General features: G+C 38.6%; 13 protein-coding genes. 2 read left to right on the top strand and 11 right to left on the bottom strand.

Annotated features, from left to right (window positions below; genetic code table 11):
* Positions 1–213: 213 nt before the first annotated feature.
* The 8 genes from IEV52_RS02645 to IEV52_RS02610 form a co-directional block, all read right to left on the bottom strand.
* Positions 214–429, bottom strand: coding sequence for a DUF3006 domain-containing protein (locus tag IEV52_RS02645; protein ID WP_188400976.1), 216 nt, complete (start codon positions 427–429; stop codon positions 214–216).
* Between the two features lie 5 nt (positions 430–434).
* Positions 435–1,298 (bottom strand): ComEC/Rec2 family competence protein, encoded by an 864-nt coding sequence (locus IEV52_RS02640; protein WP_188400975.1) that lies wholly within the window; start codon positions 1,296–1,298, stop codon positions 435–437.
* Positions 1,299–1,593: 295 nt separating this feature from the next.
* Positions 1,594–4,071 (bottom strand): hypothetical protein, encoded by a 2,478-nt coding sequence (locus tag IEV52_RS02635; protein ID WP_188400974.1) that lies wholly within the window; start codon positions 4,069–4,071, stop codon positions 1,594–1,596.
* A gap of 459 nt (positions 4,072–4,530) precedes the next feature.
* A complete protein-coding gene (locus IEV52_RS02630) occupies positions 4,531–5,334 on the bottom strand; it encodes a glycosyltransferase family 2 protein (RefSeq protein ID WP_188400973.1) in 804 nt (267 codons plus the stop codon).
* A 193-nt stretch (positions 5,335–5,527) separates the two neighbouring features.
* On the bottom strand, positions 5,528–6,241 hold the full coding sequence (locus IEV52_RS02625; protein WP_188400972.1) for a C40 family peptidase: 714 nt from the start codon (positions 6,239–6,241) through the stop codon (positions 5,528–5,530).
* 172 nt (positions 6,242–6,413) lie between these two features.
* Positions 6,414–8,531: a S8 family serine peptidase gene (locus tag IEV52_RS02620; protein ID WP_188400971.1), complete on the bottom strand. Its 2,118-nt coding sequence runs from the start codon at positions 8,529–8,531 to the stop codon at positions 6,414–6,416.
* A 127-nt stretch (positions 8,532–8,658) separates the two neighbouring features.
* Entirely contained in the window at positions 8,659–9,495 is an 837-nt protein-coding gene (locus IEV52_RS02615; RefSeq protein ID WP_188400970.1) for a C40 family peptidase, read from the bottom strand.
* A gap of 280 nt (positions 9,496–9,775) precedes the next feature.
* Positions 9,776–11,056, bottom strand: coding sequence for a C40 family peptidase (locus IEV52_RS02610; RefSeq protein WP_188400969.1), 1,281 nt, complete (start codon positions 11,054–11,056; stop codon positions 9,776–9,778).
* A gap of 191 nt (positions 11,057–11,247) precedes the next feature.
* Here IEV52_RS02610 and IEV52_RS02605 point away from each other — a divergent pair, with 191 nt between their 5' ends.
* Positions 11,248–12,009 (top strand): C39 family peptidase, encoded by a 762-nt coding sequence (locus IEV52_RS02605; RefSeq protein WP_188400968.1) that lies wholly within the window; start codon positions 11,248–11,250, stop codon positions 12,007–12,009.
* Positions 12,010–12,038: 29 nt separating this feature from the next.
* Here IEV52_RS02605 and IEV52_RS02600 read toward each other — a convergent pair whose 3' ends face one another.
* Together IEV52_RS02600 and IEV52_RS02595 are read right to left on the bottom strand one after the other, a co-directional pair.
* Positions 12,039–12,275 (bottom strand): DUF2584 family protein, encoded by a 237-nt coding sequence (locus tag IEV52_RS02600; RefSeq protein WP_188400967.1) that lies wholly within the window; start codon positions 12,273–12,275, stop codon positions 12,039–12,041.
* Between the two features lie 41 nt (positions 12,276–12,316).
* The gene (locus IEV52_RS02595) at positions 12,317–12,808 is read right to left on the bottom strand and encodes a VanZ family protein (RefSeq protein WP_188400966.1); all 492 of its coding nucleotides are present in this window, start codon (positions 12,806–12,808) and stop codon (positions 12,317–12,319) included.
* Positions 12,809–13,039: 231 nt separating this feature from the next.
* On the opposite strand from IEV52_RS02595, the gene IEV52_RS02590 reads away from it, so the two are divergent.
* Positions 13,040–14,011, top strand: a complete 972-nt coding sequence (locus tag IEV52_RS02590; protein WP_188400965.1) for a nuclease-related domain-containing protein — start codon at positions 13,040–13,042, stop codon at positions 14,009–14,011.
* Positions 14,012–14,177: 166 nt separating this feature from the next.
* On the opposite strand, the gene IEV52_RS02585 is transcribed toward IEV52_RS02590, so the two are convergent.
* Positions 14,178–16,184, bottom strand: a complete 2,007-nt coding sequence (locus IEV52_RS02585) for a penicillin-binding transpeptidase domain-containing protein (RefSeq protein WP_188400964.1) — start codon at positions 16,182–16,184, stop codon at positions 14,178–14,180.
* Position 16,185: the final 1 nt, after the last annotated feature.

Raw genomic sequence — 16,185 nt, 5'->3', positions numbered from 1 at the left:
AAATAACCGGCACCGTTAGTTTAAATACAAACTTCTCAATCTTCTATGTAAAGTTTAAAATAAATATCCAATTTTCTTATTGAGTGTTACTCCACAATCTGGCCCGTTTGTTGAATAAAAAATAAAAGCTGCCAGGAATGGCAGCTCGTCAATTAATCATATTAAAACCCGTTGCTTGGAATAAGATTCTTGGAACAAATATTAAGATAAATATTAATCCTCCCATACTTCATCCATAAGTTTTTGGATCTCATCTTCAAGCTTTTTCGTTTCATGCTTATCTATCCTGATCTTGGCTCCTTCAAAATAGACAACATCACCAGGCTTTGCTTCCTTTGGGAAGTTAACCTTTAAAAAGTCTTTTGTAGTGCCTTCAATTTCAACAACTACATAGTCATCCTCAAAACGATCAATGATTCCCTTAATCATGGTAATTACTTCTTTTCAGTTGTAATCGTGATTTTCTGGCCATCACTTACTACTTTGATAGTCCCTTTTTGATCTGTACGGTAAATCTTTGATTTTATCTTTGTAAGTCTACTTAGTGTTTCTGTTGTAGGATGTTTGTAGGAATTCTTTGCTCCCACACTAATGATCGAATACGTTGGCTTAGCAAGATTGAGAAATGCTTGTGTTGAAGAATCTTTTGAACCATGATGCCCCACTTTTAGAACATCTACTTTAGATATGAATTTTTTAGCGATCATATCTTTTTCTGATTGAGCTTCAGCATCACCGGTAAATAAGAAGTTATTCTTGTTGTAGTTGATATGAAGCACTGCGCTCCAGTTGTTTAAATCGGTTTTCGCATACTCTTTAACTGGTGCGATGAACTTTGCTTTAATTGATTTATCCTTTAGTGCTACTTGGACATCAGCTTTAGCCGTTTTTATCGTTAATTTCTCTCTTTTAACAGCTGATAAGAAGTCTTTGTAAGCTTGGGTTGTGTGGCTAACCTTTGGTGCGTAAACCGCTTCTACCTTAAAAGCAGCAAGCACCTCATCTAATCCACCTACGTGATCAGCATCTGGATGAGACGATATCATCAATTCAATATCATCTACTTTTTGCTTTTTGAGGTATGCCACCACCTCATCGCCCTTACCCTTATTACCAGCGTCAATCAGGATATCATCTCCATTAGGAGTTTTTATGTAGGTTGCGTCACCTTGATCAACGTTAATAAAATGAACAGTCATTGGCTTAGGTTTTGTAGCAGCATCAGATGAATTAATAGGATAGATTAACGAGGATACACCAAATGCTATCAGTGAGAATAATTTAAAAGGCTTTTTCATACTATACCACCCTTATATTCAATATAATTCCAATTAAAATATAACACCTAATTTTATGAACAAAAATACCCAATATTTTCTATTTTTCTAATAATCTATTAAACTACAACAAAAAAAGAACCACCAGACGATATTGAAATCATCATGTGGTTCTTCTCCTATGGAAAGGGGTGCTAAATTAAGATACATGAGTAATCCTTAAAATAGCACATATTCCTTCTTCCCAATTGTTTACTTGAAAGAAACGATCTGCAAAATATATTCTCCGCAGAGCTTTTCTGAAAGGAATGACCAATTATTGAGATACTGAAATGTTAGCTGGTAATGAAAGAGCGTTTCCAGCAGCATCAGCAATATCAAGTGTTGACAAGCCTTTTAGTGAAATACCTTTAGATAATTCAGTAGCGTCAATTGTAGCAATTGTAACTTTTACTGAAGTTTTACCAACAGCACCTACTCCAGCATCAACAGTTTCAACTGTACCTTGTGATAATCCACCGATTAACACTTCAAAATCTACTCCAGTAGTATCAGTTACAGCTTCTGAGAAAGTTAATGTTAACTCATTTGTTGCAGTTAACTTAGCAGAAGTAACAGTTGGAGCAATGTTTTCCTTAAGAATTACTGAGTTAGTAAAGAATGGGTTCATTACTTTTGATGAACCTAATGCTTTTACTCCTGAGATATTGATGTTACGAGTCCCAGTGAATCCATTTGAACCAGCTTTCAAGTTTAAGACAGCAACTTGTGTAGTTGGTGTTCCAGAAGCAGGTTTAAGTGTTACTGATTCAACGATAGCTCCATCAATTTTGTAGTTTGCTGGATTAATAGCAGATGCACCATCAACAGCCATGTCAAATGTAACTTCTACTTTATTGTTATCAACACCTGGTAATACTTGAGTTACACTTGCAACAGCAGTGCTTGCAGGTAATCCATCTTCACCACGAGTGAATGTTACTTGTGCAGTATCAGCAGCTACTCCAGATGCACTAGCTACACCAGCAAAAGCAAGATTCAATTTATAAGTTGCACCTTTAACATCATGACCAGTTAAGAAAGATGCTAATTCAACACGAAGAACTTTTTTGTTTGTAGCAGATTTATAAGCAACTGTTTTAGCAGTAATATCAGTATCAGCTAAAGATGTAGTTACATAATCTTTTACAAAAGAACCACTTGTAGCATCAACTGTTGGAGTAGAAAGAACTACATCCTTATCCAATGTGATTTCAAGGTATTCTTTTTTATTAGTATCATCTACAACTACAGTTCCAGAAAGAACTTTAGGAGCAGCAGTTTCTTTAACAAAAGTAACTACCTTGCTCATGTCAGTTCCAGATTGACCACTTAAGTCAGAGAATGTTTTAACAGCTACAGTAGTAGCTCCATCAAGAACTGCTGGTGCTGTAACATTGTATGTTGTTTTGTCTGTAGAATCTTGAACAACATCAGTTGCAACTACAGCTACTCCACCAATTTCAACAACTGGCTTAGCTAATAATTCTTCAGAGAATTTCACAGCAAAAGTTTTTGCTCCAGTTTGTGTGATAGAAGATACTGTTGGAGCAACTCCATCAGCAGAACCTTTAACAAAAGATACTGTTGCTGGGTTTGGAGTTAAAAGATTACCAGCTTGGTCTTGTGCACCAATAAATGTAGCGATTAGACCTTTATTAACTGTAACGTTAGAATCCATTGAGAAGATTACTTCGTCAGCTCCAGCTGCTACACTTCCAGTTACACCTGTTACAGTTGAACCGTCAGCATATTGGAATGTTGGAGCGAAAGCTTTCATCGGCTCAGAGAATTTAACTTTTACTTGTGATGCAGAGATTCTTTCAGTTCCAAGAATTGTAGGAGCTGTAGCATCAGCAACGAAATTAACAACTTGGTTATATTTAGCTACATCTTTTCCAGTTGTAGTTTTTAAACCGTCAACAACAACATCATAACGCTTAGACACAGGAACATCTGTAGTTAGAGTTAATGTTTTACCATCAGCACTTAAAGAAGCACCTGTTACAGAAGCATTAGCTTGACCATCAAGTTCAGCAAGTGTAAATATTGCAGTACCTTGAATTGCACCAGCAGCTGTTAAAACTGAAGATTTATCTACTGCAGAAGTGAACTTAACTTCGATTTTAGTAGCGTTAATCGCACTTACAGATTTAACTGCAGGACCTAATTTAGCATCAGCAATTTTAGCAGCTGCGTCTTTTTGTAGGTTGTAAACTGCTTCTGTAAGATAATCAGATTTGAATTTAGCTTGGATTGCAGCTCCGTAAACTTTACCGAAGTTGATTTCAGCTTGTTTCACGTAAGCATCATACTTTTCTTTTGCAGTTTCAGCAGCAGCAACGTTAGTATCTACGTTTACTAGAGCAGCTTCTAGAGCAGCTTTAGCTTCTGGAAGATAAGTTACAGCTACGCGTACTGCGTTGTTGTACTTGTTAGCACGTTCTACAGTATCGATCGTACCTTGGATACGTGTGTTCAAGTATGCTTTTTCTTTAGCAGATTTAAGTGCAGCGATTTTCGCTTTTGCACGAGCAAGCTCATCACGAGCTTCTTTGCTGTCAACTACAGTTTTGTAGTCTGCGTTTCTTGTATACTCTGCATGAAGTCCGTTAGCTGCTGCACGAGCTTTTTCTACTTGAGCAGATGCTTGTTCGTAAGTAACTGAAGCAGCACTTGCTGGTACAGCTGCTACTAATGCGCTTGCTGCAACAGCTGAAGCCGTCGCAAACTTGAATACTCTTTTGTTAGCCATGTTAAAAATGACCCCTTCCATATAGTAAATATTTTTTTAAAAAATTAAACAGTACTAGATATGTAGCATCGTAGTTTTTATATAAAAACACCGAAAAGTAAGTACTATCTAATTTCAAACCCATAAGTTATGTAGACCCACGACCATATTACTAAAGTTATGAAACTATTTGGAAATAACAGTAGTAATTGGAAGATTTGGAATACATTTCATATGATATAACAAATTTTGATAAATTACTAGCATTTTTTTGAAAATTTTTGATAAAAATTTCCTTACTTATAAAACTTTGGATGTGTTTTACGACAAATTTTTCACTCGAGCTAATTACTTTATCGGAAAAACTTCCTATTGTTTTAGTAGTATTTTCAAAAAATATAAAAAAAGTTATAAATTTTTGAGTTTAATAGACAAAAAAAAGCCTTCTTTTATTCAAAGAAGGACTTTTGTAATAGGTTCTTATTTACTACTCTTGGTATATTCTTTTATTTCGTTCATTGATTTCTTATAAGATGAAACGGGATCCTGTATCGTTCTCCACTTTTTCATATAAAAAAGATGAAAAAGAAAAATACCAACTGGCTTGCCATATATCCGGATAAACAATGGACCTTTCTTTGTTATATCCAAATTATTTACAATTTCTCTTTCTCTTTTCTTATGATAGACCACTACAGTTGGTTCATAAGCTATTTTAAAACCTGCTGTCTTCAGATCGCGCAGGATGATGTTTTCTTCACCAGATTTATAATGGCTTCCAAGGCCGAAACGTTCATCAAATGTTATATCCTTATTAGCAAAGCATTCCGTTTTCGCAAAAATTTCAATAGAAGACTTTCTTAAAAAATCAATTCGACTGATCTCTTTTTTAGGTAAGGCAGGATATTTTTTATAATCCTGTTTAAGGATTGGATCGTGTATTTTAAAACACATAACATCGAGATCTTGATTTTCTTGAAAAGCATCCATTACTTTTTCCAGACCATCCTCAGGATACCAGCAATCATCATCAGAGAACGTAACGTACTCGCCTCTAATATACGGTAATGCTTTATTTCTAGCCATGGATAAGCCTTTTTGATCGAGTTTCAAGTGTTTGTATGTAAAAGAGAACTTGTCTAAAATCCCTTTTACAAGTTCATGGTTACTTTGAGAAACCATAATAATCTCAAAGTCAGTATTGGTTTGTTTATTTAAACTATCTAACAGTCGGAAGAGTTCGTGCTCTCTTTGTCCTAGTGTTGGAATGATGATACTAATCATAACATCCTCCGAGTCTTCTTATATATAATCATTATATAATGTAGCCTTATTACTATACATTTCAAACATGCTACATTTTTCAGGATATGCTCAACTATTGTAGCACAATTCACATGCTATTTCTTTATCTTAATAAAAGTTATGATAGAAAACAAACACCCCGCTGCACCGATATGGCAGCGGGGTGAACTTTTTATAATACGCGTTTTGCGCCAATATAGCGTTGTTTCCAATAAGAAGAGCTCATGCTGTCTACTTTTACATTCTTTGATGCACTGTGGATCATCTGCCCGTTCCCGATATAGATGGCAACGTGGGAAACTCCTTTGCCGCTCGTGTTATAAAACACAAGATCTCCCGGCTTTAAAGATGTTACCTTTTGACCAACGTTGTACATATCTTGTGATCTGCGAGGCAGGCTCACTCCCTGTTGCTTCATTACATACGATACAAAACCGCTGCAGTCGAATCCTGTTTGTGGGCTTGTCCCTCCATATGTATAACGAATCCCTACTAATTTCTTTGCTGCGTTTACGTTAAATGTTTTCGCAGGTGCTTTTTTCGCTGGAACCTTCTTAACAGCTGCTGTTTTGGCTGCTGCTTTCTGTTTTATGATTTTAATCGTGTTTTTATCTGCTACACCTGTAGCTTTTAAACGGTATTGCTTCTGAAAGTTTGTTACCGCACTTTTCGTATATGTACCATAATAGGTTGTGTAACCATTCTTATATGTAAAGTGGCCAGTTTTCTTAAGAGCCACTTGCAATTCTTTAACTTCTTTATGTGTCATGCCTTGTTTTAATTGACGATCTCCTAAAGCAGCATCTGCAGATAAAGGATTTGAGACAAATACTACGGCAGCTAATGCAATTGTACCTAAGGCTTTTGTAACAAAAGATTTCTTCATTATGTATGATTCCCCTCAATTTCCTATATTTTTACACGTTTTTACATTCTTCTTGTATTTTATCGAAAGAATGTTTCAGAATTAGGCATTTTATATTACAGTTATATTTCAAAATTGAAAATTAGACATAAAAAAGAGACTGTTTGGGTAAACAGTCCCGTTTTCCTCTCCGTTATTCAGTTCTTTCCAGTTGTATTGTGTTACTTTTAGCCGTTACCCGGTTACCAGCTAGGTCGGAAAAATCAAGAACGACCTGGTATTGTCCCGTTCCGGCAGGAGTGTTCTGCTGATTCGTTCCGTCCCAATTGATCGCATGTGGCCCGGCATTATAAGGCTTGTTGTGAGTTAGCTGTTTCACCGTCTGACCTGTTGTATCCACAACTTTTGCTGTAACCGTTCCGTATTCGTTATTGCTGAATGTTGAAGTCGCGAACCCCGTTCCGTTGTACACAGCAGGTGCTTGAACGGAAACAACCGGAGCTTTTGTATCAATTTTAACATTCACGTTTTTCTGCAAGACATTGTTATAGAAATCAATGGCTTTAAATCGAATTACATACGTTCCATCACCAAAAGGTGTGTTGTCTGCTTTTTTTCCTGACCAGTAGAAGTAGTTGTCTCCCGGTGCCCAGACGCGGTTCGTAAAGAACGTGTGGAGCAATTGACCTTTGCTGTTATATACACCTGCCGTAATCTTTGCTTGTTTGCTTAACTGAAACTTGACCGGTAAGGCTTTAAGTTTCGGTGAAAAAGCAACAGACGTTGAAGCCGGTGTTAACGTAAACGGAATTTGGTCGGCTACTTTTATAGAAGAAACTTTTGCAAAGGATTTTATGCCTGCTGCCGTCTTCACCACTAGTCGATAATCACCAGAAGACACATAATGTCCTTTTGAATCCATGCCGTTCCAGTTAAACGACATGGCGGTTCCTGTCCCTTGTTTGTTTGAGACGAAGCTTTTCACCATATTCCCCTTCGCATCTACGATATAAGCGGATACGAGGGCTTTGCTATAAGGAACGAACGAGATCGGAAGCGTGTTGTTGCCTTTCATATAGAAGTTTGCTGGCACCGACAGTTTATCAATGGCTCGTGGCGTTAAGGAAACTGCTTTATTCATATCAATCCTTCCATAGCCATAATAAATATCCCAGCCAGGATCGCCAAGGTCAACCGATGACTTGATCAAAAGATCTCTCAGCTCATTTTCGGTTAACAGCGGATTTTTCGAAAGCATCAATGCTGCCGTTCCTGAAACAACGGGAGTTGCCATCGAAGTTCCATCCATATACATATACCCACTGTTTGCCGCAGTTGAGAAGATGTCTTCTCCAGGTGCTGCAAAATCTATATACTCTCCAAAATTCGTGAACCAGGTGACCTCGTCTTCTTTGTCTGTAGCACTAATACTTAGAACACCCGGATATGAAGCTGGGAAACTTCTTTCATCTGTGTCATCGTTACCAGATGCTGCAATGATGATCACACCTTTAGATCGGGCATAGTTCACTGCGCTTTTTAAAGGATAATTATCTCCATAGCCTCCCATGCTGAAGTTGATCACATCTGCCCCTGAATCGGCAGCATAAACAATTCCTCGTATAACATCTGCGGTATTTGCTGTATCACCTGTGAATACATTGACCGGCATGATCTTAACACTTGGTGCGATGCCTGCAATACCAATCTTGTTAAAAGAAGCAGCGATAACACCTGCTACATGTGTAGCATGATTATCTGCCGGAAAGGTTGTTTTTTTAGTTACGGCATCATAAGGCTTTACCATCTTACCTTTTAAGTCGGGGTGGCTGACTTGAACGCCTCCATCCAAAACAGCTACAACAACGTGGTTCTCTCCTCTTGTCTGATCCCAAGCCTGTTCGGCGTTCAGCACCGTTAAATACCATTGGTTTTGGAAAAATGGTTCACTTGATGTATAAGTGGTTTTGAACTCAAAGTTCGGTTCTGCTTTTACAATGTTTGTCCGCTGCAAAAGCTCACCTGCCTTTGTAACGAGACTTGTACCAGTTTCAAACGTTACGTTGTACAGTTTCGGAAGTCCAAGGTTCTCTACTTTCGTGATTTGAAATTCTTTTTTTAACTTTGCAAGTTCATCATGGGATGGAACTTCTTTAAATGTAAGTAGAAGTTCGTTAGATATGTGCTCTTCTTTTTTGAGCAGCTTTTTAAATTCTTCCGTCTGTATATTAGTTTTCTTTGAGGCTTGTGCTGGGTCTTCCGTGAACAAAAGTGCCACCACACTCAATGCAAAGATCATGATTTTTTTCATCTTAATCCCCCATCATCTCTATTCTGTTGATTAATTATATATCGGCTTGATGGTTCATGGGTACATAATTTTTCCATTAAAAAAACTTTAAGATTTTGAACATCTTAAAGTTTCAATCGTTATAGATTTATAGTTTAATTTTTTGTCCTGCATAGATAGATGAAGACTTAAGTTTGTTTACCTTCATAAGATGATCCACTGATACTTTGTAGCGTTTGCTGATCGACCAAAGTGAATCGCCGCGTTTTACTGTGTAAGTTTTTACAGCTGCCGTTTTGGCTGGTGCCGCTTTCTTTGGTGCTGGCTTTAATACAGGCGCAGTTGCACTTACTTTTAGTGCTTGTCCAACACGTAATGATGTTGATTTAAGACCATTTAACTTTTGAAGATTAGCAACGGTTGTTTTGTATTTTTTGCTAATCCCGTAAAGCGTTTCACCTTTTTGCACTTTATGTGTTTGGCCTTTTGCTGACGTTGCAGATGATGAAGAAACTACGGCCGTCTTTGGCGCTTCTTTAATGACTCGTCTCGCTGTTACATAACGAGCACCCCAATAGTATGGAGAGAACGCATCCGTGAATTTTACCCCTCCAGTTGATTGTGCATTAAGCATCTTACCATTTCCTGCGTAAATGCCAGCGTGGTTAATCACACCGTCAAAATTCGTATCGTAAAAAACAAGATCTCCCTTTTGAAGATTCGCTTTTGATACAGGTGTTCCAACTGAGGCTTGTCCAATGCTTGTTCTTGGCAGCGTAATGCCGTGTCTTGAAAACACATAAGTTGTAAACGAAGTACAATCGAATGAACTCGTATTGCCAACTGCCGAACCATAACGATAAGGCTTTCCAAGGTAGTTATCCCCTGTGTTGATAATGTCATCTCCTAAAGATGCGTGTACCAGATCTCCAGATGGAACTAAAACTCCTGCTGCTATAATTAAAGACATCACTTTCTTTTTCAATGTATGTACCCTCCAATTGATTACTTTGATGTAATTTCATCAATTGGGCCAAGTAGTCTAGTAGATTATGATTCTATTGTTCGATAAATAATGTATGTATTGTTCAATTCTACCTATTCCTTGCCCCTATATCCCCATGCCTATGGTACCACGAAAAATAGTGACAATTTATTACATTGTTATTACATATCCGACAAAACATTTGAAATATTTGTAATAGAATAGGAGAATTGCATGAAAAAGGCACCTCCTTTTCGATAGGAAATGCCCTTGTTTGTCTCTATTTAATAACTCGTTTTGTCCCTAGGTATCGCTGTTTCCAGTAGTCATACGTTAGATTGCTTATGGTGACCCCTGTTGAAGAACCGCTGTGGACAAACTGGTTGTTGCCAATATAAACACCTAGATGTGAAGGACCTTTTTGGTACGTTTCAAAGAATACGAGATCTCCTACAGCTGGCGTCGGGACAGATGTGGTAGAGTTCCACATTTGAGCGACCGTCCGAGGGAGCTGAATTCCTTCCTGTGCAAAGATGTATTGAATAAATCCGCTGCAGTCAAAGCCTTTGGTTGTCGTACCACCCCATACATAAGGGACACCCATCAACTCAGCTGCGTTGGCTACGACATTTATCGTCACCTCTGATGATGTAGGCGGTTTTTGATTTTGGGCTTTTTCGGCTTCTGTCAGTTTTGTTAATACCGTGTTAGTCACGATTCCTGTAACAGGAAGGCCATATGCTTTCTGAAACTTTTCAACACTCTCCTCCGTTACGGTGCCATAATAATCCGTAATCATAGGATATGTAAAGAAACCAAGATCTTTAAGTCGCGTCTGCAGCTTAATGACTTCAGCACCCTTGCTGCCGAACTTCAGTAATGCTGTTTCTTTTGGTGGTAATGTTGGTTTTGGAGCAGGTGTCGGTTTCGGAGTAGGTTTTGGTGCTGGTTTAGAAACCGGTTTAGCAGGTGCTGGCTTCTTTTTTGCATTTACTTGCTGCTGAATGCGCTGAAGCGTAACCGCGTCTGCAACCCCCGTTGCTTTTAGCTTTTGACTCATTTGAAATTTCCTTACTGCTTCCGTTGTGATCGTTCCATAAAAGTCAGTCGTTTTATAGAAGGTGAAGAATCCGAGGAATTTTAAGTCTTCCTGCAGCTTCTTTACTTCCTTCCCTGTCGTATTCAGTTTTAATACTTTTGTGGATGAAGCTGATTTTACAACTTCTTCTACAGCAGCCGGCCTTTCGTCTTGTACTGATTTCTCCAAAAGCTTGCTATACGTGTTCTTACCAACAATCCCATCTACCACAAGTCCATTCGCTCGCTGAAAGTCCATGACGGCTTTTTTCGTTACCGGCCCGAAATATGTAGTCGTTTCATGGTAGTTAAAATATCCTTTAGTCTTAAGAATCGATTGCAGTTCCTTAACATCTTGATGGGTAATTCCTTGTTTTAACGTTTGATCCCCAAGGGCTGCCTCACCGATTACGGGTGCGGCCAGAAATGCCCCAGCAAAAGTTGAAGTCATGATAAAGCGTTTTACCAACTTTTTATTTTCCATTTCTTCCTCCTTTTACTATATTTGCTAACCTTTTCTTTTTTATATCGACAAAATCCTTCTAACTTATAGAATAAATATGCATTTTAATGTGCTGGCTAGTGTCAGAAACTGTCCAGGTCGATACAATTACGTGCTTAATTTTTAAAGGGTTTGGTAATATATAAAGAAAAAGAGTTTCTAAGGAGCATTCCGTGAAGAAGTTTATCATTATCTTGTTTCTAGCGTTCGTAATCGGTGGTTTCTTCGGCTATCAACAAAATAGCAAGCTGCAAGTGGAAAGTAATAAAGTACAATCAATGGAAGAAAACATGGCTTTGAAGAGTTCAACAACAGGTGTCACCAAAGAAAATGGAGTTACATTGATCAAGGATGTACCATTACTCCAGCAGATGCCTGAACTGGATCGAGGCTGTGAAGTTACATCGTTAGCCATGCTTCTTCAATACGCTGGTGTAGATGTGGGTAAGATAGAACTTGCCGAAAAGATTAAGAAAGTAGATACACCTTACAGAAAAGAGAACGGAAGCTACTATTACGGCAATCCGAACGATGGCTTTGTCGGAGATATTTACACGTTTGATAAGATGGGATACGGTGTGTACCACGGTCCTGTGGCAGAACTAGCTGAGAAATACTTGCCAGGCCGGATTCAAGATATAAGCGGAGGAAGCTTTGATGAAGTCCTTTCGAATGTGGAAACCGGAAAACCGGTATGGATTATCATTAACGCTGACTTTAGAGAACTGCCTGAGAGTGAATTCCGTACATGGAATACTCCTTCTGGACAAGTTAAGATCACATGGAAGGAACATTCTGTAGTCATTACGGGTTTTAGCCAGGAACATGTGTATTTTAATGATCCATTAAGCAAAGAGCAAAATAGGAAGATGCCCCTCGAGAACTTTAAAGCTGCTTGGGAACAGATGGGTTCACAGGCCATTACCTATAAATAAAAAGAAGGAACTCGTGGTTGAGCTCCTTCTTAGTTAACACTGTGAAGATCGATAAGTTCATAGACCAGATGTGTGGATTCTTCTCTCCATGTTACTTCTTTAATGACAGCTTTCCCCACTGGAGAGCTGTTTTCTTTTTTCAACACCGGTACAGGATGATCCAAAATGAACAGCTTATAACCGTCTAATGAGATTTCGAAACGATTGCCTTCCAAGCGTTTTTCTTTCCCGGATGTCACCAGGTTAGATTGCATCGTAATCGGCATTTGCATGTTATCACCTGCATTCTTTTTCCCTTATTGTAGCATTAAATTCTTTTTGTACGTATCTTTTTGTAGATCAGCCATGCTAGTGAGATTCCTATTATGCCTCCAGCAGCATCAATGAGGACATCTTCTAAATGCGGTGAACGGTTAGGTGTAAAGCTTTGATGGATTTCATCAGATATTGCATAACAGATTGTAAGTAACCACGATATGATAAACGTTAAACGGTTGTTTAAAAAATGGTAGCTCAACGCACGGTGAATCAAAAAACCTAACACCAGATAAGTTAAGAAGTGAGCGCCTTTTCGAATAAAAAATTCCAAAAAGTGAGCTGCACCGAGAGCCTGTATGCTAATCTCGTCACCTGCGTAATAAAACGTTATGGATGAAAATAGATTCTCAACGATTTCTAAGTCAAGATGTGTCGAGAGCGTAGGACGCAGATCTTGTTTTTCGTATGGCTGTGAACTGGCATAAAAGATAATGCCCATCCATAAAAGGACTGGCAGCCAGTAGAGTAAAAGTTTTTTCATTATGAGACCACCTTTAGACATTATTCTAACAGGCACGTTTCAGTTTTTCATGATAAATGTTATTTTTCACTGATATGTATTGCTATTTTCATGATATTCCTACTTAAAATCTTGATATCTATTAAGTTATTCATGAAATCAGGAAGAGCTTATCAATTATTTTTGAGGGTAAGCAGGAATGTGCAGTATGATAGAGAAAATAAGCTATAAACGTATAAAAGGTGTGATGCAATGATTGTAAAACCATTAATGGAGTCAAATAAAATGAAGAAGTTAGAGGTAATCCTCCAACGGATATCTCCCCTCCATCCAAACTGTAAAGGTATTGAGGAAGAATTGGCGCGAAGCAGGGCTGGATATCGCGTTGAAAAATCTCTCCAATATCATTTAGAATTACTCCCCTCAGAAGACACCTTCATCCTTCATGATTTACGTCTTCCATTCGGCAAACAATTTTTTCAAATAGATGTACTTATCCTTCGTCCAAACTTTTTTCTATTACTTGAAGTAAAAAATATGGCAGGTACATTAATTTTTGATCACCAATTTAACCAGTTAATCCGGATTAATAATATAATTGAAGAAATATTTCCCAGCCCACTTTCTCAAATTTATCGACAACAGTTTTTATTTTCTGAATGGCTAAAACTTCAGAAATACTCCGACTCCCTCATAGAGTCTTTAGTTGTTATAAGTAATCCCCTCACCCGTATTCAGGCAACCCCTGAAAACCATGCACTCTCACATCTTGTGATCCACAGTAATAACTTTCTCTCTAAATTCCATTCATTAAACAAGACCCACCAGGAACAGAAATTTACTTCAAAAGAATTAAAGAAACTTTCGAAACTACTGCTTAAGCATCACACTTTTACCGATACAAATTTATTTAAACAGTTTAATCTATCAGAAAAAGACATAGTAAAGGGTGTGATCTGTCCAAATTGCAGTAAACTTCCGATGGTGAGGAAGAAAAGCAAATGGCACTGTGATAGTTGTAATTTATACAGTAAAGACGCCCATATTCAAGCACTTAAAGACTATACTCTTTTGTTCGGACAGTCTATGACAAATAAGCAATGCCGAGATTTTTTACAGATTACTTCTAGAAATGTTGCACAATATATTCTTGGTTCACACTCTTTTCCAACAACCGGAGCAAAAAAGGGAAGAAAGTATTATTTGATTTTCGATGATCAGTAAATAGAAATGTTGTGTTTTCCTGACATATTATAAAAATTCCTTATATATTTTTATTTTTCATGATATCCACCTTACAATTCCTGATATGTTTCAACATTTTTCCGATATGTTTCTACATTTACCTGATAACCACCATACAATCTCCCAATGACAAAAGAACCTCCTATTATTGGAGGTTCTCTTCAAACACTTTCTTCACTTTTGGAACTAGATAATGACTTCCGCCTCTGCCTTTAACATCCTCAATCATCATCGTTACTAGAAGGGACGGATCTTCGTTATTATAGGCGACGAACCAGCCGAGTTCTTTTCCGTTCTTATCTTCTTTACTGGCCTTCAGTTCTGCTGTTCCCGTTTTCCCGGCAAGTGGTAATTTTGCCATATATGCTTCATGAGCTGTACCGTTCGGACTGGATACCACTTTCGTTAGATCATCGCGAATGATTTTTACCGTTTCTGCTGAAATCACATTTGCTTTCCAGATGGCAGAACCCGGCTTATCCTGGTCAAGTTTTGGCGTAATTAGGTTTCCATCGTTTAAAAAAGGTGTGTAGGCGATCCCTAAGTGGAGTGCACTCATCTGGATTTTCCCTTGCCCATATCCGCTGTCTGCTAGCTGAACCTCACTCATGCCATCTTCTCCAATAGAGGACTGGCTGAACGGGAATGAAACAGGCAGCTCTTCTCCAAACCCAAATGCCTTAAGACCAGAGACGAACTTTTCTTGCCCGATCTCCAGGGCAGCTTGAGCAAAGTAAATATTATCTGAGTAGATCAGCGCTTTTTCCAGATCCACATTTGGAACGGCACTTACACGGGTAACCGTATAATTCCCCCACGACTTGTCTTGTTGCCACGTTTTCCCTTTCACGTTCATAACGTCACTCGGATTAAGAGTTCCGTTCTCAAGGCCGATAGCAGCGGTTAAAGGCTTTAGGGTAGAACCTGGTGCATATGTGTATTTGAAGCGGTTCATCTTTGGATTTTCAGGGTCATCCGCCCACTTTTTTTGCAACGCATCTGACAGTCCAAGCGTGTAATCGTTCGGATTGTATGAAGGGCTATTTACGAGTGCCAGCACTTCCCCCGTCTTTGGATGGATGGCAGATGCAGTCCCAACATCTCCTTTTAATTGCGCATAGATCGAATTCTGAACCTCGTTGTTTATCGTCGTTTTTACGTCTTTACCGTTCACGACCTCATTTTCAGCCAATACCGCTTTCTCTTCTTTTTCAGCTGTCAGGATTTTAATGACACCGCCAGCCGAGCCACGCAGTTGTTCTTCATATACTTGTTCAAGTCCAGCTTTTCCGACCCAGTCTTGTGCTGTATATCCTTTCCCCTTCAGCTTTTCTAGTTCTTCCGCATTGACTGGTCCGATATAACCTGTCAGATGGGCGGCAGCCTCTCTCAGCGGATAGATGCGTGTTTCAACTTTAGGCGACTTCACTCCCTCTAGCGCTACAGCATCGTGGATTTTCGGATTATTCGTCTCCATCTTTTTAATAGGCACACTATATTCAGGTTTTACCCAAGGCTGATCGAGCTTTGCTTGGATTTCTTCAGGTGTCATTCCTAACATTTTAGCTAACGGAACAATGGTTTTACTTTGATCTTCCGGCAGTTCTTTCGGCACGATCGATACCTCATAAGCTGTTCCATTAAATGCCAACGGATCTCCTTTCTGATCTAATATCGCTCCTCTTTTTGGTGAGATCGTTGAAGCAGAGATCTTGTCCCCTTCTTCCATTTGAGGGAAGATGTGTGACGGGTTCCATTCAATCTTCCACGCCTCTGAATCTCCCTCTTCCTCAAGCTTCATGTTTACTTCATGTTTATATTGGATCGGCCCAGCGAGGGTATCCATCTTAACGGAGTAGGCGAATTTTGCCTTCTCATCTTCTTCTTGTTTTGCCTTTTCTGCTGATTTCAGCGAAAGATTTGCAGCTTCGATGCCACCATAAATATCTTTATACCGTTTAATAAAATCTTTCTTTGCTATCTGTTTCTGAGACTTTGAATCCAGCATGTCATACATACTCTCGAAGTCTTGTTTTTCCCAGAGGATCATATACTTCTTGATTGCGTCTTTTGGTTTTGGCGGTTCCGAACAGGAAGTTAACACTGTCAAACATAGAATGGCCAGCAATAAAACTCTGTATAAATTCTTCAAA

The sequence above is a fragment of the Fictibacillus barbaricus genome, assembly GCF_014635025.1.
GTDB lineage: Bacteria > Bacillota > Bacilli > Bacillales > Fictibacillaceae > Fictibacillus > Fictibacillus barbaricus.
This window is presented reverse-complemented; position numbering and strand designations above follow the sequence as displayed.

Excerpts from the sequence above, each read along its gene's own strand:
- IEV52_RS02645 (WP_188400976.1), bottom strand. The coding sequence starts at position 429 with ATGATTAAGGGAATCATTGATCGTTTTGAGGATGACTATGTAGTTGTT.
- IEV52_RS02640 (WP_188400975.1), bottom strand. The coding sequence starts at position 1,298 with ATGAAAAAGCCTTTTAAATTATTCTCACTGATAGCATTTGGTGTATCC.
- IEV52_RS02635 (WP_188400974.1), bottom strand. The coding sequence starts at position 4,071 with ATGGCTAACAAAAGAGTATTCAAGTTTGCGACGGCTTCAGCTGTTGCA.
- IEV52_RS02630 (WP_188400973.1), bottom strand. The coding sequence starts at position 5,334 with ATGATTAGTATCATCATTCCAACACTAGGACAAAGAGAGCACGAACTC.
- IEV52_RS02625 (WP_188400972.1), bottom strand. The coding sequence starts at position 6,241 with ATGAAGAAATCTTTTGTTACAAAAGCCTTAGGTACAATTGCATTAGCT.
- IEV52_RS02620 (WP_188400971.1), bottom strand. The coding sequence starts at position 8,531 with ATGAAAAAAATCATGATCTTTGCATTGAGTGTGGTGGCACTTTTGTTC.
- IEV52_RS02610 (WP_188400969.1), bottom strand. The coding sequence starts at position 11,056 with ATGGAAAATAAAAAGTTGGTAAAACGCTTTATCATGACTTCAACTTTT.
- IEV52_RS02600 (WP_188400967.1), bottom strand. The coding sequence starts at position 12,275 with ATGCCGATTACGATGCAATCTAACCTGGTGACATCCGGGAAAGAAAAA.
- IEV52_RS02595 (WP_188400966.1), bottom strand. The coding sequence starts at position 12,808 with ATGAAAAAACTTTTACTCTACTGGCTGCCAGTCCTTTTATGGATGGGC.
- IEV52_RS02590 (WP_188400965.1), top strand. The coding sequence starts at position 13,040 with ATGATTGTAAAACCATTAATGGAGTCAAATAAAATGAAGAAGTTAGAG.